Source organism: Rhodococcus huquni (genome assembly GCF_055231055.1).
Map to the genome: position 1 here is coordinate 522,079 of NZ_JBUYWE010000003.1, position 24,572 is coordinate 546,650.

24 protein-coding genes are annotated in these 24,572 nt (G+C 65.5%); 12 read left to right on the top strand and 12 right to left on the bottom strand.

The window, feature by feature from the left end:
- Positions 1–13: 13 nt before the first annotated feature.
- Both ACZI8R_RS09010 and ACZI8R_RS09015 read right to left on the bottom strand, forming a co-directional pair.
- The gene (locus tag ACZI8R_RS09010; protein ID WP_463379225.1) at positions 14–928 is read right to left on the bottom strand and encodes an aminotransferase class IV; all 915 of its coding nucleotides are present in this window, start codon (positions 926–928) and stop codon (positions 14–16) included.
- 46 nt (positions 929–974) lie between these two features.
- Positions 975–1,922 carry a helix-turn-helix transcriptional regulator gene (locus ACZI8R_RS09015; RefSeq protein WP_463379226.1) on the bottom strand — a complete coding sequence of 316 codons (948 nt, stop codon included), beginning with the start codon at positions 1,920–1,922 and terminating at the stop codon, positions 975–977.
- A gap of 64 nt (positions 1,923–1,986) precedes the next feature.
- Here ACZI8R_RS09015 and ACZI8R_RS09020 point away from each other — a divergent pair, with 64 nt between their 5' ends.
- Positions 1,987–2,448, top strand: a complete 462-nt coding sequence (locus ACZI8R_RS09020) for a pyridoxamine 5'-phosphate oxidase family protein (RefSeq protein ID WP_463379227.1) — start codon at positions 1,987–1,989, stop codon at positions 2,446–2,448.
- Here the strand turns inward: ACZI8R_RS09020 and ACZI8R_RS09025 are convergent.
- From ACZI8R_RS09025 to ACZI8R_RS09035, 3 genes are all read right to left on the bottom strand, one after another.
- Complete coding sequence (locus ACZI8R_RS09025; RefSeq protein ID WP_463379228.1) at positions 2,438–3,367, bottom strand: cation diffusion facilitator family transporter; 930 nt, start codon at positions 3,365–3,367, stop codon at positions 2,438–2,440. The two genes, ACZI8R_RS09020 and ACZI8R_RS09025, sit on opposite strands and share 11 nt — an antisense overlap.
- A gap of 95 nt (positions 3,368–3,462) precedes the next feature.
- On the bottom strand, positions 3,463–4,530 hold the full coding sequence (locus ACZI8R_RS09030; protein WP_463379229.1) for an FUSC family protein: 1,068 nt from the start codon (positions 4,528–4,530) through the stop codon (positions 3,463–3,465).
- 73 nt (positions 4,531–4,603) lie between these two features.
- Positions 4,604–5,020 (bottom strand): DUF3151 domain-containing protein, encoded by a 417-nt coding sequence (locus ACZI8R_RS09035; RefSeq protein WP_463379230.1) that lies wholly within the window; start codon positions 5,018–5,020, stop codon positions 4,604–4,606.
- A gap of 103 nt (positions 5,021–5,123) precedes the next feature.
- Between ACZI8R_RS09035 and ACZI8R_RS09040 the strand changes: the two genes are divergently transcribed.
- A complete protein-coding gene (locus tag ACZI8R_RS09040; RefSeq protein ID WP_463379231.1) occupies positions 5,124–6,398 on the top strand; it encodes an Rv0361 family membrane protein in 1,275 nt (424 codons plus the stop codon).
- Between the two features lie 67 nt (positions 6,399–6,465).
- On the opposite strand, the gene fbaA is transcribed toward ACZI8R_RS09040, so the two are convergent.
- Positions 6,466–7,500 (bottom strand): class II fructose-bisphosphate aldolase, encoded by a 1,035-nt coding sequence (gene fbaA, locus ACZI8R_RS09045; protein WP_463379232.1) that lies wholly within the window; start codon positions 7,498–7,500, stop codon positions 6,466–6,468.
- Positions 7,501–7,750: 250 nt separating this feature from the next.
- Here fbaA and ACZI8R_RS09050 point away from each other — a divergent pair, with 250 nt between their 5' ends.
- From ACZI8R_RS09050 to ACZI8R_RS09070, 5 genes are all read left to right on the top strand, one after another.
- A complete protein-coding gene (locus ACZI8R_RS09050) occupies positions 7,751–8,518 on the top strand; it encodes a VTT domain-containing protein (RefSeq protein WP_463379233.1) in 768 nt (255 codons plus the stop codon).
- Between the two features lie 25 nt (positions 8,519–8,543).
- Positions 8,544–9,215 (top strand): DedA family protein, encoded by a 672-nt coding sequence (locus ACZI8R_RS09055; RefSeq protein WP_463379234.1) that lies wholly within the window; start codon positions 8,544–8,546, stop codon positions 9,213–9,215.
- A gap of 117 nt (positions 9,216–9,332) precedes the next feature.
- Positions 9,333–9,737, top strand: a complete 405-nt coding sequence (locus tag ACZI8R_RS09060) for a DUF6069 family protein (RefSeq protein ID WP_463379235.1) — start codon at positions 9,333–9,335, stop codon at positions 9,735–9,737.
- Between the two features lie 50 nt (positions 9,738–9,787).
- Positions 9,788–11,725 (top strand): alkyl/aryl-sulfatase, encoded by a 1,938-nt coding sequence (locus ACZI8R_RS09065; protein ID WP_463379236.1) that lies wholly within the window; start codon positions 9,788–9,790, stop codon positions 11,723–11,725.
- On the top strand, positions 11,709–12,140 hold the full coding sequence (locus tag ACZI8R_RS09070) for a DUF7144 family membrane protein (protein ID WP_463379237.1): 432 nt from the start codon (positions 11,709–11,711) through the stop codon (positions 12,138–12,140). Before ACZI8R_RS09065 ends, ACZI8R_RS09070 begins: the two co-directional genes overlap by 17 nt.
- Before the next feature lie 8 nt (positions 12,141–12,148).
- Here ACZI8R_RS09070 and ACZI8R_RS09075 read toward each other — a convergent pair whose 3' ends face one another.
- From ACZI8R_RS09075 to ACZI8R_RS09095, 5 genes are all read right to left on the bottom strand, one after another.
- Positions 12,149–13,285 carry a GTP-binding protein gene (locus ACZI8R_RS09075; RefSeq protein ID WP_463379238.1) on the bottom strand — a complete coding sequence of 379 codons (1,137 nt, stop codon included), beginning with the start codon at positions 13,283–13,285 and terminating at the stop codon, positions 12,149–12,151.
- 111 nt (positions 13,286–13,396) lie between these two features.
- Positions 13,397–14,764, bottom strand: a complete 1,368-nt coding sequence (locus ACZI8R_RS09080) for an LLM class flavin-dependent oxidoreductase (protein WP_463379239.1) — start codon at positions 14,762–14,764, stop codon at positions 13,397–13,399.
- Positions 14,765–14,896: 132 nt separating this feature from the next.
- On the bottom strand, positions 14,897–16,045 hold the full coding sequence (locus ACZI8R_RS09085; RefSeq protein WP_463379240.1) for a glycoside hydrolase family 76 protein: 1,149 nt from the start codon (positions 16,043–16,045) through the stop codon (positions 14,897–14,899).
- Positions 16,046–16,079: 34 nt separating this feature from the next.
- Positions 16,080–16,745 carry a TrmH family RNA methyltransferase gene (locus ACZI8R_RS09090; protein WP_463379241.1) on the bottom strand — a complete coding sequence of 222 codons (666 nt, stop codon included), beginning with the start codon at positions 16,743–16,745 and terminating at the stop codon, positions 16,080–16,082.
- A gap of 4 nt (positions 16,746–16,749) precedes the next feature.
- A complete protein-coding gene (locus ACZI8R_RS09095) occupies positions 16,750–17,382 on the bottom strand; it encodes a hypothetical protein (RefSeq protein WP_463379242.1) in 633 nt (210 codons plus the stop codon).
- A gap of 110 nt (positions 17,383–17,492) precedes the next feature.
- Here ACZI8R_RS09095 and ACZI8R_RS09100 point away from each other — a divergent pair, with 110 nt between their 5' ends.
- Entirely contained in the window at positions 17,493–17,939 is a 447-nt protein-coding gene (locus tag ACZI8R_RS09100; protein WP_463379243.1) for a hypothetical protein, read from the top strand.
- On the opposite strand, the gene ACZI8R_RS09105 is transcribed toward ACZI8R_RS09100, so the two are convergent.
- Positions 17,923–18,651: a lysoplasmalogenase family protein gene (locus ACZI8R_RS09105; protein ID WP_463379244.1), complete on the bottom strand. Its 729-nt coding sequence runs from the start codon at positions 18,649–18,651 to the stop codon at positions 17,923–17,925. The two genes, ACZI8R_RS09100 and ACZI8R_RS09105, sit on opposite strands and share 17 nt — an antisense overlap.
- 104 nt (positions 18,652–18,755) lie before the next feature.
- Between ACZI8R_RS09105 and ACZI8R_RS09110 the strand changes: the two genes are divergently transcribed.
- The 4 genes from ACZI8R_RS09110 (at position 18,756) to ACZI8R_RS09125 (ending at position 24,572) form a co-directional block, all read left to right on the top strand.
- Positions 18,756–19,394, top strand: a complete 639-nt coding sequence (locus ACZI8R_RS09110; protein WP_463379245.1) for a ScbR family autoregulator-binding transcription factor — start codon at positions 18,756–18,758, stop codon at positions 19,392–19,394.
- Positions 19,395–19,462: 68 nt separating this feature from the next.
- Positions 19,463–19,912, top strand: a complete 450-nt coding sequence (locus ACZI8R_RS09115) for a MarR family winged helix-turn-helix transcriptional regulator (RefSeq protein WP_463379246.1) — start codon at positions 19,463–19,465, stop codon at positions 19,910–19,912.
- A 43-nt stretch (positions 19,913–19,955) separates the two neighbouring features.
- Positions 19,956–21,212, top strand: a complete 1,257-nt coding sequence (locus tag ACZI8R_RS09120; protein ID WP_463379247.1) for an MFS transporter — start codon at positions 19,956–19,958, stop codon at positions 21,210–21,212.
- Between the two features lie 75 nt (positions 21,213–21,287).
- A complete protein-coding gene (locus ACZI8R_RS09125; protein WP_463379248.1) occupies positions 21,288–24,572 on the top strand; it encodes an arabinosyltransferase domain-containing protein in 3,285 nt (1,094 codons plus the stop codon).

Sequence of the window (24,572 nt, forward strand, 5' to 3'; positions counted from 1 at the left end):
CTCCGAGCAGGTCTCAGGCGAGCTGAGTGACCCAACCGTGTACGTCATCGGTCCGCAGTGCTGCGGTGTGCCGCTTGCGCAGCGCAGCACTGATCGGGCCGTGCGCACCCCCGGCAACGAGGCGTCCGTCGACTTCGGTCACCGGAGCGACGCCCGCAGAGGTACCGGTCACGAACACCTCGTCGGCGATGTACAGCTCGGTGAGGTCGACGGGACGCTCTACGACGCGTATTCCGTCCTCCTCCGCGAGGGTCAGCAGCGTGCGGCGGTTGATGCCGTCGAGGATGTCGAACGAGACGTCCGGGGTGATCAGAGTGTCGCCACGAACGAGGAAGATGTTGGCTGCGCTCAGCTCGCAGACGTGTCCGTTGACGTCGAGGAAGATGCAGTCGTCGTAGCCGCTGTCGATGGCGTCCTGCTTGGCGAGCACCGAGTTCACGTACGCGCCGTTCACTTTCGCTCGCGAGGGAATCGCGTTGTCCGGGATACGACGCCAGACACTCGTCTTCAACCGCATGCCGTCCTGCGGGACGATCGGCACGGCGTCGTAGACGAACATGCTGACCTTCACACTGCACCCGCGCACCCGAGTGCCCGGGATGGACGCGTCCACATGCACGGTGGCGCGCACGAACACGTCGGTGTCCGGATCGTTCTCGGCGATCAGCTGCGTCGCGACCGACACGAACTTCTCGTAGTCCCACTCCGGCGCGAACTGGTCGATGCCGATGATCTTGCACGATTCGAGGAGCCGCTGGAAGTGATCACGAAGCCGGAAGGCCGTGCGGCCCGTGCCGTCGATGTGCACCGGGAACACGGTGTACACGCTCAGCCCGTACAACAGAGCCGAGGTGGCGACACCCAGAGTTGCCTCGCCGGCATCTACGAAACGGTCACCGAAGTACACGCGGGGATACGGGGTTGCCATGCGGTGATGTTATAGAGAGCGCCTCACCACGGCAATCCGTTTCGACTCACCTGTTGCGCCGAGCGACGGCCTCCCCCACAGCGCGCAACGCTTCTCGCAACGACGGCGGTTCGACGATCTCCACGTCGGCCCCGAGAGCAGTCAGCTGGTGCAGTGCGACCTCCTCGGTTTCCAATCGGAGGTCGAGGGTGAACCATCCGGTGTCGTCGGGACGACCGGGTTCGACACGAGCGGCCTCCCTTCCGACCGCCTCGGGCAACCTACGAAGGCCGGTCTCGGACACGCGCAACCGACACGGAAAGCGCAGCAGGGATCGATCGAACTCGGCAACCGAGTCTGCCCACCACCGTGGGAGATCGAAGTTGTCCGGCCGAGTGGCCACGGCGTCCAGCACGGTCGTGGCCTCGATTCGGGACACTCGATAGGACAGGATGCGATCCCGGTTACCGGCCACCAGGTACCAGACACCCGCTTTGGCAACGAGCCCCAGCGGGTCGAGGGTCCGGGTACCGCCCCGGCCATAGGTGATCTGCAGACGCCGCCCTTCCAGGACAGCTCGCGCCACCTCCTCGAGTCGGCCGGTGTCGCTCGGCGTACCGAACCAGCCCGGCGCGTCCACGTACAGCCGGTCTCGCCACGCTTGGGCACCCGCGCGCAGCGGAAGCGGCAGCGCCTCGAGCAGCTTCGACTGTGCGGCCGTCGTGACGTCGCCGAGTCCGAGGTCGTCTGCAATGCCCGGCACACCCAGCAACATCAATGCAGAGGTCTCGTCGCCGGTCATCCCGCTCAGTTTCGACTGCCACCCGTCGAGCAATCGGATGCCGCCGCCGGGGCCGCTCTCAGTCCACAGGGGGACCCCGGCCGCCGAGAGCGCGGCGACGTCTCGGTACACGGTCCGCACCGACACTTCGAGAGCGTCTGCCAATTCCTGGGCAGTCGATCCCCGCGTCCCTTCCAGGCGCAGCATGATCTCCACGAGCCGACTCGACCTCACGATTCGAAAGTCTAGCCAGAATCACTGACAGTAGATGTCAGTGATTTGCGCGCACACTGTCGACATGACCAACTGGACGCAGTTCGAACGCGACGCCCCCGACCTCGCCCGTGCCGTACAGGCACGATTGGATGCGCACAAGCATCACGTGATCGCCACCCTCCGCAAGGACGGATCACCTCGGGTCAGCGGAACAGAGGTCGAAATCCACGAGGACGCGCTGCTCCTCGGTTCGATGGTGAATGCCCGCAAGGTCCAGGACCTGCGGCGTGATCCGCGCTTCTCGCTCCACAGCAATCCCGGACACCACTCCATGGAGGGCGGCGACGCGAAGATCAGCGGGAAGGCGCACGAGATCCTCGGCGCCGAGAAGGACCGGATCGTCGACCACTATCCCGACGAAATCGACGAGGCCGACGTGTTCGAACTCGACATCGAGGAAGTCACCTTGACGTCGTACGACGGCGACCACATGTACATCGACTATTGGCGACCCAGTCGAGGCGTCGAGCGCTTCACCAAGTGACGTCCTTCTCGCAGTGACGACCGGCCGCATTCGACTCGATCTGGACCGTGGCGTGCGAGAGTCCGTGCGACTCGAGGAGCGTGCGCGCAGCGTGGAGCACCGACTCGCCGTCGACATCGGCGGTCAGGTGCACGGTGACGACGTCCATCCCGGTGGTCAAGGTCCAGACGTGCAGGTCGTGCACGCCGGTGACACCCGGCAGTGCGGCGAGATCCGCCTCGACCGCATTCACGTCGACGTCCTCGGGAGACGCCTGGGTGAGGATCCGCAGCGACGCCGCAGCTAGCTTCAACGCGCGGGGAATCACCCAGAGCGAGATGAGGACCGCGACCACGATGTCGGCGTAGCTCCATCCGAAGGCCAGGACCAGCGCGCCGGCGATGAGGACACCGACGCTGCCCACCGCGTCCGCGAGAACCTCGAGGTAGGCGCCGCGCACCGCGAGACTGTCCTTGGAATCGGCCTTCAGCATCACCATGACCACGATGTTCGCGATCAGACCGAGACCGGCGGTGACGATGAGCGCGAAGCCCGGGATGCTCGGCGCGTCACCGATGCGCTCGATCGCTTCGTAGAACACCCAGGCCGCCACCGCGAGAAGGAGGACGGCGTTCGCCATCGCGGTGAGGACCTCTGCTCGATGCCACCCGAACGTTCGGGCCGCGGTGGCACTCCCCTTCCGCGCCAGGATCAGCGCGACGAGCCCCATCGACATGCCGACGACGTCGGTGAGCATGTGACCGGCGTCGGCAAGCAGAGCGAGCGAGTTGACGAGCAGTCCGACGCTCGCCTCGACGATCAGGAAGATCACGAGAATGACGAGGGCGATCACCATGCGCTTGATGCGCGACTTCGACGGCCCGACACCACCCGCATCGGACTGCGGAATGCCGTGCGAATGCCCGTGTCCCGAACTCATGTGGTCTCCACTCCCTCCCGAACGTGAAGACGATCATATGCATGATTGCGCATGTGTTTCAACACGCTCCCAGTCACGGGCCGCGAGGGCAGCGCTCAGGCGGTGGGCGGATACGCCGGGTGTTCCACCGTCGGCGGCAGCGTGGCGATCGACGAGATTCGACTGACCCCTGCCACCTGCATGAGGTCAACGATGAGCGACCTGATCTGCGCGAACACGACGGTCGCCGACAGTCCGGAGTTTTCCACCATCGAAGGCTTCATACCGGAGGCCACCGAGCGCAGCACGCGCGCCGCCTCCGCCTGGTCCGGTTGCTTGCCGGGATCGGCCATCACCATCTGTCGCAGTATTTCGACTGCATGCGAAAGCTTCTCCACCTGGTCCACCAGCCTCGGATCCAGGATCTCGTCATCCCTGACCAGGGTCAGCGAACGGCGGGCCAGTACTCGAATGTTGCGCATGGCGTTGTCGATCGGGTCGGCGGTTGCCTCCAACTGCTCCAACCTGCGACGTGTGCTCCAGTACAGCGGCGAGATCCGGATGATCTCTTTTCCGCCGAGTAGGTGAGTACGCATGGTGTCGATGTCGTCCTGGGTGGCGCGCGCCTTCCGCAACGCCGCGACGATCGGCTTCTCGTCGTTCTCCATGAGCCCGTCGGCCACCAGTTGCAATGTTTCTGCCGCCGTACCCAACACCTGGCCCGCGTATCTTCGAGCACGCCCGATGGGATGGGTCGGCATGAGCGCCACGATGAGGACGCCGACGAGACCGCCCACGAGCGCGTCCACCATGCGGTCCAGTCCCCCCTGACCGCCGGGCGGAAGCAGGGTTGCGACGAGCACCGCCGAGTTGCCCGCCTGCATCGAGAAGATCGGGCCGCTGTTCAACAGGACCGCCGCCGACATGGCCAGCAGCACCACCAGCGAAATCTGCCAGACACCCCGGCCGATCACCGCGATCAACAGGTCGCCGATTCCGACGCCGATGACGACACCTGCCACGAGTTCGACAGATCGCCGCATCCGCGCGCCCAGCGACAAACCGAGCGAAACGACCGCAGCGATCGGGGCGAAGAAGGGTGCCGTGTGCCCGACGATCGTGGTGGCCACCCACCAGGCCAGTCCGGCTCCGGCCGCACACTGCAGAATCGGCAGCGCAGACACCCGTAGTCGGCGCAGCGACTTCCCGGCCCTCGCCCTCGTGGAAACCTGCGGGACCCGAGGGAGGGGGAACCGCTTAGCCGAGTCCAAGCGCTTCAGCGGCCCGAGGATCGCTGTCCTCGAGCAGATCGAGGCACCGGGCGTACTCGTCGCCCTCGCCGATCGCCTTCGCCGCCTTCGCCAGCACTGCTACGCAACGCAGGAACCCACGGTTCGGCTCGTGGCTGTACGGAACCGGGCCGAATCCCTTCCATCCGTTGCGGCGCAACTGGTCGAGACCGCGGTGATATCCGGTGCGGGCGTACGCGTAGGCGGCGATGGTTTCGCCCGAATCGAGCGCACCTTCTGCCAGGTAGGCCCACGCAATCGACGCGGTCGGATGCTCGGCAGCCACCTCGGCGGGAGCCTTGTTGTTCAGCAGATCGGACTCGGCCTCCTCGTCTCCGGGAAGGAGAGTGGGCTGCGGTCCGAGAAGGTCACCGAAAGACGTCATGGGTTCATTGTGCCCCCGCCACGGCCCCGTCGTGCGCTCCGGTGTGCCGTCGTGTCGATAGGCTGCACCGAAGTCCACTTCTCTGCAGACCGAGGGGCATCGCGTGCAGCACCCGAAAGACGACGAATCACCCGACAAAGTTGACGCTGCGGCGAAGGCCGACCAGACCGGGAAGGCCGACACCCCTCCGAAAACCGAGAACGTGACCGAGACGTCGAAGCCTGACGCCGCCCTGTCCAAGGACGCGCCCACCGGCGATGCGAGCACTCCGAAGAAGGACGACGAGAAGAAGCCCGAGGTCGACAAGAAGACGCCGGCTTCCGAGGCAGCGACAACCGCGATCCCGAAGGCCGATCCCACCAAGGCGCCTGCGCAAAAAGACTCGCCGAAAGACTCGGTCGCGCCTACCAGCGCCGCGAGCGCCCCGGCCAAGAACGACGAGAAGAAGCCCGTCGTCGACAAGGCGCCGGAATCGGGCGCCGTGGCAGTACCGGCATCCGAGGCCAAGACCCAGGCGATCCCGAAGGCCGATCCTGGCAAGGCGAAGCCGACGGAGTCTCCCAAAGCCTCCGAAGCCGAGACCGAGGCCATTCGAACGCAGCGGCCCGCGGCCGGCGCCGCGAAGCCGACTCCACCTGTGCAGCAGAAGGGCGCTTCGGAGGCGAAGACCGAGGCGATTCCGTCTCAGAAGCCGCAGCCGCCGGCGCCGCGTCCCGCAGCAGGAGCGCCGCGCCCTGCGAACACGACTCCACCGACGCGGCCCGCGCCCCAGAACCGTCCACCCCAGAATCGTCCTCCCCAGCAGCAACCGGCCCAGCGGGCACAGCCGCAGCGGGTTCTGCCTCCGCAGCAGCAGCGAACACCGCAACGCGTCGAACCCGCCGCGGGTGCAACCGCGGCCGCCGCCAGCACCGGCCAGTCCTCCGGCGGGAAGGAGAAGAAGGGGCGGTCGTGGCTCTTCTCGGCGATCGCCGCAGGCGTCGTGGTTCTGCTTGCCCTCGTGATCGCGGGCGTCGTGATGTATCAGAAGCATGTGTCGGCAAACTCCCCCGAAGCCAAGGTGCAGGACAGCATCGACACCTTCGTCACCGCACTGCGCGACGGCGATCTCGACACGTTGCGAGGCTCTACTTGTGGCGGCCTCGCCGAGTACTACAACTCGATCAGTCCGGAAGAGTTCGCGAACGTCCATCAGGTCGCGATGTCGCATCAGAACCTGCCGGTGGTGGGCGAGGTCGATGCGGTGCAGTTCACCGACAACACTGCAATCGCGCAGGTGAACGCACATACCGTGGCGAATCCCGGTGAGCAGTCGTGGCGAACGTTCAACCTCGAAGAGGTCGACGACTCCTGGAAGGTCTGCGACCCGCCGCAGTAGGACACACGAAGAAGCCCCCTCCCGGCGATGGGAGGGGGCTTCTTCGTACTGGAAGTGCTGTCCGAACCTAGGCGGAGACGGAACGTCCCGCCGACTTCAGGTCGTTGCAGGCCTCGATGACGCGCTCGGTCATGCCTGCCTCGGCCTTCTTGAGGTAGCTACGCGGGTCGTAGACCTTCTTGTTGCCGACCTCGCCGTCGATCTTCAGGACACCGTCGTAGTTCGAGAAGAAGTGGCCGGCGACCGGACGCGTGAATGCGTACTGCGTGTCGGTGTCGACGTTCATCTTGACTACGCCGAATGCCAGCGAGTCCTCGATCTCGGACTTCAGCGAGCCCGATCCGCCGTGGAACACGAAGTCGAACGGCTGCGAGCCGTCGGCCAGCCCCAGCTTGGCGGCCGCGACCTTCTGTCCCTGGTCGAGAACCTCGGGGCGGAGCTTGACGTTGCCGGGCTTGTAGACGCCGTGGACGTTGCCGAAGGTGGCGGCGAGCAGGTACTTGCCGTTCTCGCCGGCACCGAGCGCGTCGATGGTCTTCTCGAAATCCTCGCTGGAGGTGTAGAGCTTGTCGTTGATCTCGGCCTCGACGCCGTCCTCTTCACCACCGACGACACCGATCTCGACCTCGAGAATGATGTTCGCGGCCTTGGACAGGGCGAGCAGTTCCTTCGCGATCTCGAGGTTCTCGTCGATCGGGACTGCCGAGCCGTCCCACATGTGCGACTGGAACAGCGGGTTGCGGCCGGCCTCGACGCGCTCCTTCGAGATCTGCAACAGCGGACGCACGAACCCGTCCAGCTTGTCCTTGGGGCAGTGATCGGTGTGCAGAGCGATCGTCACGTCGTACTTGGCGGCGATGACGTGTGCGAACTCGGCGAGGGCGACAGAACCCGTCACCATGTCCTTCACACCGAGGCCGGAACCGAACTCGGCGCCGCCCGTCGAGAACTGGATGATGCCGTCACTGCCGGCATCGGCGAAGCCCTTGATGGCTGCGTTGATGGTTTCGGACGAAGTGCAGTTGATGGCAGGGAAGGCAAAGGAGTGCTCCTTGGCCCGACCAAGCATCTCGGCGTAGACCTCGGGAGTCGCGATTGGCACGGCGGCAGTCCTCCATAGACGAATTCGGTTGGGCACACACCGTCGGAGTACGGCGGGCCGTTGGTCCTAGCAGTATTGCAGTCCCAGCAGTATGGCAAGTGGCGGCCGTTGCGTCGCACACTCCCCGACCGGGAGGACGCGGGTCGCAGACTCCCCATCCGGGGGCCGCGCAGGGTGTTTCGGTGCCGCAGACTGCGCGGTGACCTGCTTCGTTCCGGCAATCTGACAAAACGCCGGTACGCTTGGCCCCGTGATTGTGCAGGCAGCGTCGGAATCCGTGACCAACTTGGCTTTGTTGCCCGGATTCCTGGACCCGGTGAACCTACTGAATTCGTTCGGCACCTGGGTTCTCGTAGGACTGCTGCTCGTGGTGTTCATCGAGTCCGGGCTGCTGTTCCCGCTCCTCCCCGGTGATTCGCTGTTGTTCACAGCCGGATTGATCGCCGCGTCGAAGTCGACCGAGATCGAGCCGTTCGCCCCCATCGGGGTGCTGCTGGTTCTCATTCCGATCGCCGCGATCCTCGGCGACCAGGTGGGCTTCTTCATCGGCACGAAGGGCGGAACCGCGCTCTTCAAGAGCAACGACGCCCGCTTCTTCAAGAAGAAGTACATCGACGAGTCGCACGCCTTCTTCGAGAAGCACGGCCCCATCACCATCGTGCTGGCTCGCTTCGTCCCTATCGTGCGCACCTTTGCCCCGGTGGTCGCAGGCGCATCGAAGATGAAGTACTCGCTGTTCCTCACGTACAACGTCGTCGGCGGCATCCTGTGGGGTGCGGGTGTGACGATGCTGGGTTACCTGCTCGGCCAGATTCAGTTCATTCGCGACAACGTCGACATCATCTTCCTGCTGATCGTGTTCGTGTCCGTCCTGCCGATCATCATCGAGGTCGGAAAGCGCCTCCTCGCGGCCCGCAAGGCGTCGAACACGGCAGCGTCCTCGAACACCGCAGCTTCGTCGAACACGGCAGGGTCCGAGACCGAGACGGTCGCGTCCCCCACCGACCCGACTTCCTGAACTCGATCGAGGTAACGCGCGCAATATGGTGACCCTCGCGTCAGGCACTTTCGGGCCCCTGGAGTCGGCCGGCCCGACGTTGGTGTGGATCATCGTCGTGGGATTCGTCTTCGTCGAATGTGCCGTCATCCTCGGCCTGTTCCTGCCCGGCGACTCCATGCTGATCACCGCCGGGATCGTGCTGGCCGGTCATTCTTCCGGCTCCGCGCACGTGTGGTCGTTGTCGATCGGAGCGATGGTCGCCGCCATCTGCGGTAATCAGGTCGGATACGTCATCGGCCACCGCGCCGGGAACAAGATCCTGGCCCGCAAGGGCGGCAAGTATCTCAACTACGCAAACTTGCACCGGGTGAACCTGCTCCTCGAGAAGCACGGGTTCTGGTCCGTTCTGATCGCCCGCTGGATTCCGTGGGTTCGTACGCTGTGCCCCATGGTCGCCGGCGCCGCCCGGATGAACCACACCAAATACACCATCGCCAGCACCATCGGCGCCATTATCTGGGCGCCCGTCCTGCTCTTGCTGGGCTTCTACGGCGGCGGCTTCCTGCAACGCGTGTCCTGGCTCATGCCCGCCGTCGTCGGCGGCATGGTGGCGATGCTGATCATCGGCACCGGCCTGGGCATCTGGCACTACCGTCAAGAAATGGCGCGTCCCCCGGAAGAAGTCGAAGTCGACCAGGTCGTCGACCGCGCATGACTCGGTAGTCCTCGGCCGCACATAATCCCGTCCCATTTCGCCCCGCCGGCACCTCCAACCCCCCTACGCTCGATATAGAGCGTTCCGGTGCATCTACCGGAGAGGGGCGACCGCGCGATGAATACAGTTCGGTTTCTGACCGGCACCCTCGCCACTGCCGTGGTCGCGGCGTTGGTGGCGGTGGTCGGTTACATGGTGCTCGATCACCTCCTCGAAATACCTGTCGTGACGCCGGAATGGGGCTGGGTCGGGAACACGGAGATTGCCACCCTTGCCGTCAATGCTGCCGTTGCCGCGTTGATCGCCGCCACTCTTCTCCAGCTACTTACGTGGACCACCCCGCAGCCGGAGACGTTCTTCAGCTGGATTGCCACGCTGGTCACGGCGGCCATCGCACTGTGGCCGTTCGCTCTCGACGCGACGACCGAGTCGAAGATCGGCAGCGCCGTTCTCTATCTGGTCATCGGCCTGACGATCATTTCTCTCACCAACGGAGTAGCGAAGGCCGCGCGCTCCTCCTAGTCCCGAGACGCCCGGGCGAACTGTGCATACCGAACAGGAGCCGTTCGACCATGCCAACGAATCCGAAACCGCCGTCCGCGACGATCGTCGAGCAGCAGCGGGCCATCCACGATTCCCTCCCCTTCGACGACGATCAGGATTTCACCGACGCGACGCGCGGCCTGATCGCCCGTCCCGATCCCAGCGCGGTAACCACCGACAACGGACGCGTCGTGTGGGACAACTCCACCTACGACTTTCTCCAGGGCGAGGCACCGGACACGGTCAATCCGAGCTTGTGGCGCCAGTCCAGGCTCGCCGCGATCGACGGATTGTTCGAAGTGGTCCCGGGCATCTACCAGGTCCGGGGGCTCGATCTGTCCAACACGACCTTCGTCGAGGGCGACGAGGGCGTGGTCGTCATCGACACCCTGCTCTGCGCGGAGACGGGTCGCGCCGCGCTCGACTTGTACCGACTGCACCGCGGCGAGCGCCCCGTCGAAGCGGTGATCTACACCCATTCCCACGTCGACCATTTCGGCGGAATCAAGGGGTTCGTCTCCCAGGAGGACGTCGATGCGGGTCGGGTGAAGATCTTCGCCCCCGAAGGTTTCCTCGAACATTCGGTGTCCGAGAACGTATACGCGGGCACAGCGATGGGACGCCGGGCCAGCTACATGTACGGCGCCGCGCTCGACCGGGGCCCCGATGGACAGGTCGGCGCAGGTTTGGGACAGACGGTCTCCACCGGGACAGTCACTCTCATCGTGCCCACCGACGTCGTCACAACTACCGGACAGGACGCCACGGTGGACGGCGTCCGTATGGTCTTCCAGATGGCGCCGGACACCGAGGCGCCGTCCGAAATGCTGATCTATTTCCCGGGTTTCAAGGCACTGTGTGCGGCAGAGGACGCGACGCACACGTTCCACAACCTGCTCACCCTGCGCGGCGCCGTCGTTCGCGATCCCCATGGCTGGGCGAAATACTTGTCGGAAACAATCGCACTGTTCGGCAACGAGGTCGAGGTCGCTTTCGCGTCGCATCACTGGCCCACGTGGGGGAACGAGCGCGTCGTCGAATTCCTGTCCACACAGCGGGATCTGTATGCGTACGTGCACGATCAGACCCTGCGGATGATCAACCGAGGACTCACCGGCCCAGAGATCGCCGAGCGAATCACACTCCCACCCGCGCTCGAGAATGCGTGGAGCGCGCGGGGGTACTACGGCTCGTTGAGCCATAACGTCAAGGCGATCTACCAGCGCTATCTCGGCTGGTTCGACGGAAATCCGGCCAGCTTGTGGGAGCACACGCCCGTCGAGCAATCGAAGCGCTACGTCGAGTTCATGGGCGGTGCCGACGCAGTTGTCACGAAGGCCCGCGAATCCTTCGAAACCGGGGACTATCGATGGGTCGCGCAGGTCGTGAATCACGTCGTCTTCGCGCAGCCGGATCATGCAGCGGCCAGAGAACTCCTTGCGGACACTTACGAACAACTCGGATACGGGGCCGAGAACGGCACCTGGCGGAACTGGTATCTGTCCGGAACGACGGAACTTCGCCACGGCCAGTTCGGGACGCCCACCGTTACCGCGGCGCCCGACATCGTCTCCATGCTCACACCCGAGATGCTCTTCGACGCCATGGCCGTGCAGGTGGACGGGCCGAAGGCATGGGACGAGACCCTGACCATCGAGATCGTCCTCACCGATGTGGACGATCGCCACCGGCTCCGACTCGCCAACGGCGTTCTCACGCACGGCCCGCACCTCCGCTCGGTCACCCCGGACGCCACCGTGACCACTACCGGATCTGGTTTATCTGCGCTCGTAACGGGAATTACCTCTGCCGACGCCCTCGCCGAGGCGGGAATCGCAGTCGAGGGCGACGCATCTGTACTCGAACGGCTCGTCGGCGTCCTGGACGGCGGGGACCCGAACTTCGCGATCGTCACTCCGGATCGTCCGGATGCCACGGAAGGAAACTCCAATGACCACAACACCTGACCGGAGCCAGGACCTCGCGTCCGGTGCTCACCCTGTGAGACAGGGAGTCGCGGGCTTGACGACGGTGGTCGCGGCGATCTTGCTGGCAGTCGCCGGCATCCTCTCCGTCCTCCAGGGAATTGCCGCGATCGCCTCGGACGAGATATTCGTGACCGGACTCGACTACACCTATGCGTTCGACGTCACGACGTGGGGCTGGGTCCATCTGATCGTCGGCGTCCTCGTTGTCGTCACCGCCTTCGCACTGATGACGGGTGCAACGTGGGCACGCATCACCGCGGTCATCCTTGCGGGAATCTCGATCGTCGTGAACTTCGTGTGGCTGCCCTACTACCCGCTCTGGGGAATCCTGGTCATCGCCCTCGACGTGGTCGTGATCTGGGCAGTTTCCACCTGGGATCGGCAGGCTGCGTAGAAGCCGATTCAGTGCTGGTGGACGGGCTCCCAGGCAGGTAGTGGGTCTTCGAAGTCGACCCACGCACGTGGCCCGGCGGCCAACTCGACGTCGGTCAACAGGGCGCGGTCCAGGATCGTCTTCGGGCCGTCCCGGTCGAGTTTCACGCCGATGAAGACGATCTCCTGGCCTGGTGTCTCGTCCGTCGATTCCCAGAACTGTGCCGGCTCGATGACCAGGTTCGGCCCTGCCTGGGACCAGAGCGCCGCAATCGTCGGACGACTTGCCACCCAACAGAACCCCTTGCTACGGAGCACTCCGGCGAGCTGTTCCAACGCGGCTTCGAGCCGGGCCGGGTGGAACGGGCGCGACGCGCGATAAGTGACGCTGCGGATGCCGTACTCCTCGGTCTCCGGAGTGTGTCCGCCCGCGAGCTCTTCGGCCCACCCGGGTGACTGAGCCGCCGCCTCGGGGTCGTACAGCCCGGTGGCGAGCACCTGGCTCAGTGGCACAACACCTTTCTGGGTCCGACGAAGTACTGCTGTGGGATTGAGTCGGCGCACCGTGGCCTCGACCGTCCCCGCAGCCCGTTCGCTCACGAGGTCGGTCTTGTTGATCAGAACCACGTCCGCGAATTCCACCTGATCCACCAGAAGATCGGAGATGCTGCGTTCGTCGCCGTCTCCGGCCTCGAGATCCCGCGCATCCAACCGATCGCCCTTGGCCAGTTCACCGAGGAACGTGGACGCATCCACCACCGTCACCATTGTGTCGAGAGCAGCGACACTGCCGAGGCTGAAACCGTCCTCGAACTCCCAATCGAAGGTCGCGGCGACCGGCATGGGCTCGGAAATCCCCGTCGACTCGATGACGAGGTGGTCGAACTTTCCTTCGGCCGCGAGCCTGGCGACGGATTCCACCAGGTCTTCACGCAGCGTGCAGCAGATGCAGCCGTTGGTCAGCTCGACCAGCTTCTCCTCGGTGCGGTCCAAGTGCCCCTGACCCGCGATCAGAGCTGCATCGATGTTGACCTCGCTCATGTCGTTGACGATCACCGCCACCCTGCGACCTTCACGATTCGCGAGTATGTGGTTGAGGAGCGTCGTCTTTCCGGCTCCGAGGAACCCGGAAAGAACGGTGACGGGGAGTGGGGTGCGGTCAGCCATACGCTAACGATAACCGTTTTCATTACTTGCTCTTCCCCCACCCCCCTCCCCCGACGAATGTCACACACGTTCAGCTCACGCGAACCGGTGTGACATTCGCCGGGGGGTGAGTCAGGCGAGAGCGGCGGCGTCGGCGGTATTCGCGTACTGACTTTCCGGGCGCGGCAGGCCGAAATGATCGCGCAGCGTCGTTCCCGAATACTCGGTCCGGAAGAGACCGCGTTCCTGCAGGATCGGCACGACCTTCTCCGCGAACACCTCGAGTCCACCCGGGTAGTACGGCGGCATGACATTGAAGCCGTCTGCTGCACCGTTGGTGAACCATTCCTCGATCGTGTCGGCGACCTGAACCGGCGTCCCGACGAACACCCGGTGCCCACGGGCGCCCGCGAGCCGGTGGAGCAGCGTGCGCAGAGTCGGCTGCTCACGCTCCACGATGCCGGCGATCACCTGAACTCGACTCTTCTTGTTGTCGGTGACATCGCCCGCGTCGCCGAAGATCCCAGCGGGAACCTTCGCGTCCAAGTCGAGATGCCGCACATCGTGTCCGGTGATGTTCTCGAGTTGGTCGAGTCCGTAATCCGTCGACGTGAGACTGTTGAACTCGAGTTCCAGCTCGCGCGCCTGCGCCTCGGTGTCCGCGATGAACGGGCTGATGCCCGGCAGGATCTTGACGTGTTCGGGACGTCGGCCGAACCGCACCGCCTGATCCTTGATGTCCGCGTAGAACGCCTGCGCGTCCGACAATCGTTGATGCGCCGTGAAGATCGCCTCCGCATACTGCCCTGCGAACGTACGTCCCTCGTTGGATGCCCCGGCCTGCACGAGCACCGGATGCCCCTGCGGCGTGCGCGGCGCATTGAAGGGCCCTCGAACCCTCAAATGCCTTCCTACGAAATTGATCTCGTGAATCTTGTCCTTGTCCGCGTAGCGGCCACCTTCCACGTCCACGAGCACTGCGTCGTCTTCCCAGCTGTCCCACAGTTTGACGGTGGCGTCCACGAACTCGCGGGCACGGGCGTACCGATCGGCGTGATCAGGGTGCTTGTCGAGCCCGAAATTGGCGGCCGCCAAATCGGTTCCGGTGGTCACGATGTTCCACCCTGCCCGGCCCTTGGAAATGTGGTCGAGCGATGCGAACAGCCTTGCCAGGTTGTAGGGCTCGTAGTACGTCGTCGAGGCGGTCGCAATGAGACCGATTCGCTCCGTGACGGCCGCGATTGCAGTCAACAGCGTGATCGGCTCCAGCACGCCGACCGCGCCGTGCTCCACATCGCTACGCAGAGCGGGCCCGTCGGCGAAGAAGATCGCGTCGAGCTTGGCGGCCTCGGCGGTGCGCGCGATGTCTTGGTAGTACGCCGCGTCGAAGAGTCGCTCGGGCGTGGTCGACGGGTGGCGCCACGCCGCCTCGTGATGGCCTGCCGGGTAGACGAAGGCGTTGAGGCTGAGTTGGCGTTTGGGCGTTGACGAATCGGTCATTCCAATTTTCTAACAGCGCGCAGAGGCCGCCGACACCGTTAATGGACCCGCTGATTCCAACCCCGCCCCCCGACCAATGTCACACCGGTTCGCGTGAGCTGAACGTGTGTGACATTGGTCGGGGAACGGGGGTCAAGGGTGGCGGGGATAGCCCGCAGCGGATACGAGGTGTGCAGCTTCGATGAGCATCCACCCGCCCAGTTGCACGGACAGGTCCCGCTCTGGGATGTCCGACGGACGCACCGTGCCACCGGTGAAGGTGGCGATTCCGGCGCCGAAACCGGGGAGTTGCGCGCTGCGTCGCCAGTCGTGTCCGAACAGTGGCAGACCCTCGATCTCCAGCCGGTTCTTCCATGCCGATTCTGCCGAGGCCAGCACGATCCGGGCCGCCGCGTCGCGAGCCTCGATGTCTTCCGGCCCGCTCCAGGGCAGCGTCACGGCGGTGAGCGCCAAGTAGCGCGCGAGGATTCCGTTGAACAGACCACCGTCCCCGCCGCTACCGCCGGTGATGACGCCGCGATCGGTGAGCCGATAGTCGATCGCCTCGACCAGCCGGTGAACACGCTCACGGTGCCGTGGCGCCCCGATCCGCGCGGCCAGCTCCGTCTCGAGCCCCAGCGTCACACCCTGGCAGTACGAGTAGACGACACGTTCGAGTCCGTCGACCGAATCGGCGCTTCCGGAATGCGTACCGCCCAGGTGGATTCCGTCGAAGATCAGGCCGGTGTCTTCGTCACGTAGCGTCGCGTCGATCCAATCGGCCGTCGCCTGGGCCCGCCACAGCCTGCCCGTACGCGCCAACATGACTCCCGCCGGGCCGTTCGCGGGAGCGTTGAAGAAGTCCGAGCCCTTGCACCACGGGATACCGCCGTGCTCGCCCGACCACGCATCGAACAACTCCGATTCCAGCGCCTGTACTGCATGCCGGTTGTCGATGGAGTGCATACGTTGAGCGCGGTCCAGCGCGATACCCAGCCACGCCATGTCGTCGTAGTAGTTGTTGGTCCAGCCGGTGAGGTTTCGCATCCGGTGGCTACGGGCGATCCGCACTATCCGGCGACGGCGCTTGGACGTCGGCTCGCGCTCGAGAGCATCGACGGCGCAGTCGATCAGGTGTGCCTGCCACCAGTAGTGCCAGCTGAAGAAGAGTCGCTCGCGCCGCACCGCCGGCCAGGCCACCACGCCGAGCGCTGTTCCCGGGAGCGCCCACAACCTTCGTAGATGGCGTCCGACGACCGCTTCTTCTGCGGCATCCGCTCGCGCCGACCAATCCTCGTGCATAGGAGTTGATCTTGCCTATCCGTGGGCGGTTTCGCTACCACGCCTTGCCGAGATCGGCATGCTCACGGATCCACGCGTGCATCGCGATACCGGCGGCCACACCCGCGTTGATGCTGCGAGTCGATCCGAACTGCGCGATGGACACGGTCATGGACGAAACCTCGCGCGCCCGATCGGTGACGCCGGGGCCCTCCTGCCCGAACAGCAGCAGACACTCACGCGGCAGGCTCGCCGTCTCGAGCGGAACCGAGCCGGGGGTGTTGTCCACGGCGACGACCGTGAGTCCGTTGGCGCGGGCGAACTCCATCAGTTCGTCGACGTCGGAGTGGTGCACGACATGCTGATAGCGGTCGGTGACCATGGCGCCGCGCCGATTCCACCGTCGGCGTCCCACGATGTGCACGGCGGCCGCGGCGAACGCGTTGGCGGTGCGCACCACGGTGCCGATGTTGGAGTCGTGCCCGAAGTTCTCGATCGCGACGTGCAGCGGATGGCGACGGGTGTCGATGTCCTCGACTATCGCCTCACGCTTCCAGTACCGATAGGTGTCGACGACGTTGCGGCGGTCGCCGTCGGCGAGAAGTTCGGGGTCGTATCGGGAGTCCGTCGGGACCGGTGTGCCGTGTTCGCTCTCCCACGGGCCGACTCCGTTGGGGTGCTCGCCCCATTCGGTGGGTCCTGACTCCTCCGCGTCCGTCACGGCGTCAGAACGTCTCGTTCGAGTCGGATGCGACGGTGAATCCGTGCGTGGTCTCGTCGTTGGTGCAGGTGACGTCCTTGGCAGTGGTGCTGCAGGTGTAGCCGAGCTTGCTCAGTTCCGACCCGGGAGACAGGACGGGGTCGCCGCCTTCGTCGCCCGAGGTGTAGACGAGCCCGCCGGAACACATGAATGCGCCTTCCCCCTCGTTCTCGACCCTGATGCCGTTGCCCCAGCTGACCATGCACGACTCCGGCTTCGGCGGTATCGGTGCGGTGACGCCCTGGCAACCTGCCTCGGTACGGTTCGGCAGCTTGATGATTCCGCACTGGAAACCGCCGCTCGGCGACGTGAAGTAGTACGACTCGTTTCGCTCGAACTCGACGTCGGTGAGCGTGGTGGTGGGCGCCTCTGTGGTGGTCGGCGCGGGCGGCGGAGGTGGTGGCGGTGGAAGGGCCTCGGTGGTCGTGATCGGCGGCGGGGTCGTGGCCTCGGTCGTCGCCGAAACGCTACTCGTCGACGTCGCGCTCGCCTGAGACGACGCGTCCGAAGATCCTCCGCAGCCGGTCAGCACCAAGGCTGCACCCACGCCCGCGCACATCAGCGCGGTGGAAAACACGGAATTTCGACGCCACGCCACCCGACTTACCTCCACACGTTTTCGGCCCTGTCGGCGCTGCACTCGAACCGCCGACACTGCACTCTAACGGCCGTGCTCCTGCGCAGTAGCCTGGACATGGAGGGAGCACGATGAACCATCCGCGAATCGTCCGGACCGTCTGTTTCATCACGGTCGGATACGTCGTCGTCCTCGCGATCTGGCTCGGCTGGCTCGTCGGCCACACGCCTGCCGGAACAGTCCCCTATCAGGTGATGGGGCTGCTGGCCGCCTTCGGAGTTGCGCTGGGTGTGGGCATGATGCTCGCCGATCGACCGCCCCGAGCCGATCGCAGACTCGAACGACACGGCCTCGAGGGGTGGGCTCGCATCGAGGAGGCGACCCCACTCCAACCCACTGTCGACAACGGCGAACTCACCCAACTCGACCTTGTTCTGACGGTTCCCGGGTCGGAGAGCTACGCGGGGCGCGTGATCTACGAGGTGCGGCGCGAGGACGCCCCCAAGTTCGTCGTCGGCGAGACGGTGGGAGTTCGAGTCGACCCTCGGAATCGGGATCGGATCATGCTGTGCCCGTGACGGGCCTGCGGCGTCCCAGTGCCAGCATCCCCTCGACGAGGAAGAGCTGGGCCGCTGCATAGGTACCGAGCACGACGCCTTCGGACAACGCCCGCGCTGCCTTGCCGCGGAAGAAGAGTTTGCGCGCCACGATCAGTCCGTCCGAGGACGTGAACAGCAGCCCACCGAGCCCGATCCGACTGCGCGGATCACCCGACGGAACCACCATGCCGACACGGACGTCGGCCCCGGGGGCGAGTCGCGGGTCGGCCGAGAGGGTCGAGGTGGTGCCGAGCACGAGACCGTAGGCGCCGAGCTGTGGTGCCACCTCGGGGGCGCGGTTGCCGAGCAGCCCGGCCGCGCCCGCCCAGCTCAGGAAGCGCGGGATCGCCGCGGCAGCCGTCGGACGGGCACCGTGCCTGGCCAGCACCGTGGAATAGCCGGCCTGCATCACCGCGAACGACGTGGCCCCGCGGACCAGACGCCGGTCGTCGTCCGGGTCGATCATGAACACGTCCCCGACGGTCGCCGCGGACAACGCACCGATCAGCAGGGCTGCATCGAGAGGTTCGAGTTCGTCTCGACGCCGCAGTACCTGGGCGGCGAGGGCGGGTGCGATCAGCGGTTTTGCGATCTTCTGGAGCTTCTCGATCCCGAGGACCGCTCCGGCCACCGTGGCTGCCGACGCTCCGAGGAACACTGCCCGATCGACACTTCGACTCGACTTGCTCATACGTTTCTCCTGACCTCCCGGTGTGGGTTGAACGTACCCGCGCGAATTCTGGTTGACTTGCATCCGACGTCAAGGACGCGGACTCACGATTGCGAGGCTTGCCCATGCCGCTACAGGCACGCGCAGAGATCACCCGAAAGCAGGTGATGGAAGGCGCCGCTCGAAGCTTCGACAAACTCGGGTTCGGCGGAGCCAGCCTCAGCGGCATCCTCGCGTACGCGAACGTGACCAAAGGTGCGTTGTACTTCCATTTCGATTCCAAGGAAGCCCTGGCCCAGGCCGTCATCGAAGAACAACACGTGATGGCGATGGAAGGCTCGATGCGTGCGGTCGCCGCCTCCGACACCGCAACCGAAGCGATCATCCGCTCCGGACAGGAGATGGCGCGACAGTTGGTCGAGGAGCCCATCGCCCGAGCCGGAATCCGGCTGTCGCTCGAGATCGGCGTGACCGAGCATCCGGACAAGAAGCCGTTCATCGACTGGGCGGACGCGATCGCACAGTTGGCAGAGCGAGGCGTGCAGGACGGCGAACTGCGACCGTCAGTCGATCCCGCCGGATTGGGCCGACTTCTGTCCAGTTCGTTCACCGGCCTGCAACTGGTGTCGCAGGCCATGTGTGGTCGAGCCGACCTGTTCGAACGTCTGGCTGAACTGTGGCAGTTGATTCTTCCGGGAATCGCCACCGACGAGTCACTTCCCCGGCTCCTCGAAATCGCCACTTCCGAGCCGGCTCACCTCTGAAGGCCGACGCCCAGGGCAAGCAACGAAACCCTTTACTTGCATAGTTAGCCTATGTAATATTAGTTCTCGTGCAGAACGCCGATCTTCACCTCCGCAATCTCCTGATCGAGCTCGTGTCCAGCTCGCATCGGTTCAATCGCCTTGTCGCCTCGTTCGGAACCGAGGCCCACCCGCGCCCCTGGCTCCGCGCGCTCTCGCTCCTGAGCGAGCACGAGGAACTACGCATCAGCGAATTCGCCCGGATCGACCGTTGCTCCCAACCCACGGCCACCTCACTCCTGGGCAAGCTCGCCGAAGCCGGGCTCGTCGCGCGCACCGCCGATCCCGACGACGCACGAGCGGTCCGCGTCGCCATCACCGATACCGGACGCGACTATCTCGAATCCGGCAGGGCCGAGATCGCAAACCGGCTCGCTCCCCACTTCGCGCACCTCGACGAAGCGCAGATCGGGCGACTCACCGAAGGACTCGACGAACTTCGGATGATTCTGCAGGCGCAGGACCCCCACAACCCCTGAAGACCCCCAACCCCCAGATCCACCGACGACAAGCTCGAAGGAGGTGGCCGTGAGCACCACGACCGTCACAGAACATCAGAGCGAGGCTCCGCCCAGCCTCCTGCACCAACCCAAAGCGGTGTGGGCGGTGGCATTCGCCAGCGTCATCGCCTTCATGGGAATCGGCCTCGTCGACCCCATCCTGAAACCGATCGGCGAACAACTCGACGCCACCCCGTCCCAGGTCTCACTCCTGTTCACGAGCTACATGCTCGTCACCGGCGTCGCCATGCTGATCACCGGTGTCGTGTCCAGCCGGATCGGCGCGAAGAAAACGCTGCTTCTCGGACTGGGCATCATCATCGTGTTCTCCGCGTTGGCCGGAAGCTCGGGAACCATCAACGAGATCGTCGGGTTCCGCGCCGGCTGGGGACTGGGCAACGCCCTCTTCATCGCCACGGCACTGGCCGCGATCGTCGGCGCGGCCAGCGGCGGAGTCGCTCGCGCCATCATCCTGTACGAGGCGGCCCTCGGCATCGGCATCGCCATCGGACCGCTCGCGGGCGGCGTTCTCGGCGACATCAGCTGGCGAGCACCCTTCTTCGGGGTCGCAGCCCTGATGGCCGTCGCGTTCATCCTCATCGTCACGTTGTTGCCTTCTGCCCCGCCACCCGAGCACAGAACGTCGATCACCGCACCGTTCAAGGCATTGCGCCACCGCGGTCTGCTGACCGTCGCCGTCACCGCACTGCTCTACAACTACGGCTTCTTCACTCTCCTCGCGTACACGCCGTTTCCGTTGGACATGGGCGCCTACCCGATCGGGTTCACCTTCTTCGGCTGGGGACTCGCCCTCGCGGTTTCGTCGGTGTTCCTCGCACCGCGACTGCAGCGTCGTTTCGGCACGCTCCGCACGATGATGGCCGCACTGGCGCTCTTCGCCGTCGACCTCGCTGCGATGGCAGTATTCACGGACTCCAAGCCGGTCCTCATCGTCTGCGTCGTACTGGCCGGCCTGTTCCTGGGTGTCAACAACACCCTCATCACGGAGACCGTCATGATCTCGGCCCCCGTCGAGCGTTCGACGGCCTCGGCGGCGTACAGCTTCGTTCGCTTCGTCGGCGGCGCCGCCGCACCGTGGGTCGCAGGCAAGCTCGGCGAGTCGAACGTTCACGTGCCGTTCTGGGTCGGCGCGGTGTGCACCCTCGCCGCCGTGCTCGTGCTGTCGACCGGCCGCAAGGTCCTCGCCCACGTCGACGACCACGATCCGGAGGCGCACAGCGCCGACGAGGCGACAGCGGTGACCGCCGGTAACGACTGACCGTCACCCAAGACCAAGACCGCGCTACCAGCGCGAATCCGGTAGCTACTCGCCGGTCGGCTAGCATGCGTGGTCGTGAACGACAGCGTTGTGGGAGCGGCTACACCTCCCGAAAACCGTCCGAATCACAAGCCCGGGGGCAACCCCGGTGGGGGCCGATCGCTTCGATCCATGCGGATCGTCGCGATCGTCGCCGGAGTACTGGGCATTCTGCTGACGCTGTCGGTGCCCTTCCTCCCAGTGAAGCAGGACACCGCCACGGTCAGCTGGACCGGCGGACCGAGCGTCGAAGCCCCGCTCGTCGGGTACGCACCACTCACTTTCGACGCCACGATTCCCTGCGAGTCGGTGGAATCGCTCGCAGACACCGGTGGTCTGCTCGCCTCCACCTCCCCCGCGGGCACACCAGACGCCGAGCGGTACGGGTTCGTCGCCAAGGTGATGGCTGGATCGGGCGACTCTCCCGGCACCGCCGAGGTCGTCTTCCGTAACCGGGCGCTCCTCTCGGTACCTCTCGATCAGCTCCCGGCAGGATGCTCGATCGCCATCAATTCGGACGGCACGTCGACCACCGCCGAGGTGACCGGCAGCGACCGGCCCGTCGGCCGGTACGACGGCGATCTACGTCCGCAGATGGTCGGCATCTTCAGCGACCTGGATCAACAGACCGACGGCCTCGAGGTGAACGCAGAGATCGACACGAGGTTCACCTCCTCTCCCACCGTGTGGAAGATCCTGGCCATGGTCGCCGGCGTGCTCGCCACGCTGGTCGCTCTGTACGGCCTGCATCGCCTCGACAATTCGGACGGACGCCGATCGCGCCGATTCCTGCCGACCAGGTGGTGGTCGTTCACCGGTGCCGACGTCGTGGTGCTCGGCACGCTCGTGGTGTGGCACTTCATCGGCGCCACCACCTCCGACGACGGCTATCAGTTCACGATGGCCCGAGCCTCCGAAGAGGCCGGGTACATGGCGAACTACTTCCGCTACTTCGGTGTCCCGGAAGCCCCGTTCGGTAGCCCGTACTACGACTTCTTCGCCCTCCTCGCGCACGTGACCACGGCAAGCCCGTGGGTGCGCCTACCGGCACTGGTGTGCGGCATCGTCGCGTGGCTGGTGATCAGCCGTGAGGTGCTGCCCCGACTGGGCGCCGCGGCGAGATCCAGCAAGATCGCACTGTGGACCGGCGGGCTCGTGTTCCTCGCGTTCTGGCTGCCCTACAACAACGGACTACGACCGGAACCGGCCGTTGCCGTCGGTGTGCTCCTGACGTGGTGCTCCGTCGAGCGCGCCATCGCCACCCGCCGTCTGCTTCCGGCCGCGATCGCAATTCTGGTGGGTGCGGCCACGCTCACCGCAGGCCCGTCCGGGCTCATCTGTTTCGCGGCACTCATCGCCGGCCTGCGGCCGCTGACGAAGGTCGTGGTGGAACGAGCACGCACCGTCGGCTACTGGCCGCTGCTGCTGCCGCTCATCGCGTCGGGAACGCTCGTGCTGGTCGCCGTGTTCGCCGACCAGGGCCTCGCGACCGTCTTCCAGATGCAGCACGCCCACGAAGTGGCCGGGCCGAATCAGCACTGGTACGAGGAGTACCTGCGCTACCAGTGGCTGTTCAACGCCAGCGTCGACGGTTCACTGTCGCGCCGATTCGGTGTGTTGGCCATGGTGTTGTGCCTGGCGGTGTGCGTCTTGGCGATGATGCGCAAGGGTGGCCGGATCCCCGGCACCTCGCTGGGGCCGTCGCGCCGCATCGTCGGCATCACGCTCGGCGCGATGGTGCTGATGATGTTCACGCCCACCAAGTGGACCCACCACTTCGGTGTGTTCGCCGGTCTCGCCGGGTCGCTTGCGGTGCTCGCCACGGTCGCGGTCGGCGTGCACAGCCTGCGCTCACACCGCAATCGTGCACTGTTCGCCGCGGCCGTGACGTTCGTGCTCGCCCTGTGCTTCACCAGCGTCAACGGCTGGTGGTACGTGTCGAGCTACGGCGTCCCCTGGTTCGACAAGACGGTCGAGGTGGCAGGAATCAGTGCCGGCTCCGCACTGCTGGGCCTGACAGTGCTACTGCTGATCGCCGCGATCTGGTACCACGTCCGAGAACCGCTCGGCGTCGTGGAATCCAAGCGTTCCGCCCGATTCTGGGCGATTCCGCCGCTCACCATCGCGGCCGGAATCATGGTGGTGTTCGAGGTGCTGTCCATGGCGAAGGGTGCTGTGGCGCAGTACCCGGCGTTCTCGATCGCCCGGTCCAACATCGATGCCGTCACCGGTCAGCCCTGCGGCCTCGCCAACGACGTTCTCCTCGAGAAGGACGCCAATGCGTCGATCCTGGCTCCCGTTTCCGGTGACCCGGCAACCGCCCTCGGTGGCGCCGACAGCACCGGCTTCGGCCCCAACGGTGTCGCCGGCGACCTGAAGGCGGACAAGGAGGAGACCACGTCCGGCACCGCGAACTCGGTGAAGAACGAGGAGAACGCCGGCACGTCCCACAACACGCCGGCCGGCACGGGTGGCGGCGCCGGAAACATCGGCATCAACGGCAGTTCCGTCGCACTCCCGTTCGGCCTGAACCCGGCGACGACTCCGGTGATGGGCAGCTTCGCCCCGGTCGAGCAGACGTCGGCGGAGCTCACCTCCGGCTGGTACCAGCTGCCCGAGGCCGGCCCCGACGGCCAACGCGGCGCTCTCATCTCGATCGCGGCCGCCGGCCGAATCCAGTCGATCGACAGCCAGGGCGTCATCACGCCGGGTCTGCCCCTCGAGGTCGAATACGGCGTCCGGCAGCCGGACTCCGCCGTGACGTCGTTGGGCTCGGCGATCCCGATGGACATCGGGCCCGCGCCGTCGTGGCGGAACGTGCGTGTTCCGCTCGACCAGTTGCCGGCGGAGGCGGATGTGGTCCGCCTCGTCGCGTCGGACACCGACCGCAGCCCCGAGCAGTGGCTCGCCTTCACGCCGCCACGAGTTCCGGTCACCGAGCGACTCAACGATGTCGTCGGTCCGGACAGCCCCGTCCTTCTCGACTGGGCAGTGGGTCTGCAGTTCCCGTGCCAGCGTCCGTTCAACCACCGCAACGGAATCGCCGAGATCCCCGAGTACCGCATCCTCCCGGACCGCGGCGGCGCCGTGTCGACCAATCTCTGGGAAGACCACTCGGGCGGCGGGCCGCTCGGCTGGATCGAGATGCTCCTGAACGCTAGGACCATCCCGTCGTACCTCGAAAACGACTGGGACCGCGACTGGGGTGAGATCGAGCAGTACTCCCCGAAGGATCCGAGCGCGGTTCCTGCAGATCCCACGACCGGTTCCGCGGTGCGGTCCGGCATGTGGAACCCGGGCCAGATCGCAACCGGGTTCTGA

Excerpts from the sequence above, each read along its gene's own strand:
- ACZI8R_RS09010 (WP_463379225.1), bottom strand. The coding sequence starts at position 928 with ATGGCAACCCCGTATCCCCGCGTGTACTTCGGTGACCGTTTCGTAGAT.
- ACZI8R_RS09055 (WP_463379234.1), top strand. The coding sequence starts at position 8,544 with ATGGTGACCCTCGCGTCAGGCACTTTCGGGCCCCTGGAGTCGGCCGGC.
- ACZI8R_RS09085 (WP_463379240.1), bottom strand. The coding sequence starts at position 16,045 with ATGCACGAGGATTGGTCGGCGCGAGCGGATGCCGCAGAAGAAGCGGTC.
- ACZI8R_RS09020 (WP_463379227.1), top strand. The coding sequence starts at position 1,987 with ATGACCAACTGGACGCAGTTCGAACGCGACGCCCCCGACCTCGCCCGT.
- ACZI8R_RS09035 (WP_463379230.1), bottom strand. The coding sequence starts at position 5,020 with ATGACGTCTTTCGGTGACCTTCTCGGACCGCAGCCCACTCTCCTTCCC.
- ACZI8R_RS09100 (WP_463379243.1), top strand. The coding sequence starts at position 17,493 with ATGAACCATCCGCGAATCGTCCGGACCGTCTGTTTCATCACGGTCGGA.
- ACZI8R_RS09110 (WP_463379245.1), top strand. The coding sequence starts at position 18,756 with ATGCCGCTACAGGCACGCGCAGAGATCACCCGAAAGCAGGTGATGGAA.
- ACZI8R_RS09075 (WP_463379238.1), bottom strand. The coding sequence starts at position 13,285 with ATGGCTGACCGCACCCCACTCCCCGTCACCGTTCTTTCCGGGTTCCTC.
- ACZI8R_RS09070 (WP_463379237.1), top strand. The coding sequence starts at position 11,709 with ATGACCACAACACCTGACCGGAGCCAGGACCTCGCGTCCGGTGCTCAC.
- ACZI8R_RS09060 (WP_463379235.1), top strand. The coding sequence starts at position 9,333 with ATGAATACAGTTCGGTTTCTGACCGGCACCCTCGCCACTGCCGTGGTC.
- ACZI8R_RS09080 (WP_463379239.1), bottom strand. The coding sequence starts at position 14,764 with ATGACCGATTCGTCAACGCCCAAACGCCAACTCAGCCTCAACGCCTTC.
- ACZI8R_RS09025 (WP_463379228.1), bottom strand. The coding sequence starts at position 3,367 with ATGAGTTCGGGACACGGGCATTCGCACGGCATTCCGCAGTCCGATGCG.
- ACZI8R_RS09105 (WP_463379244.1), bottom strand. The coding sequence starts at position 18,651 with ATGAGCAAGTCGAGTCGAAGTGTCGATCGGGCAGTGTTCCTCGGAGCG.
- ACZI8R_RS09065 (WP_463379236.1), top strand. The coding sequence starts at position 9,788 with ATGCCAACGAATCCGAAACCGCCGTCCGCGACGATCGTCGAGCAGCAG.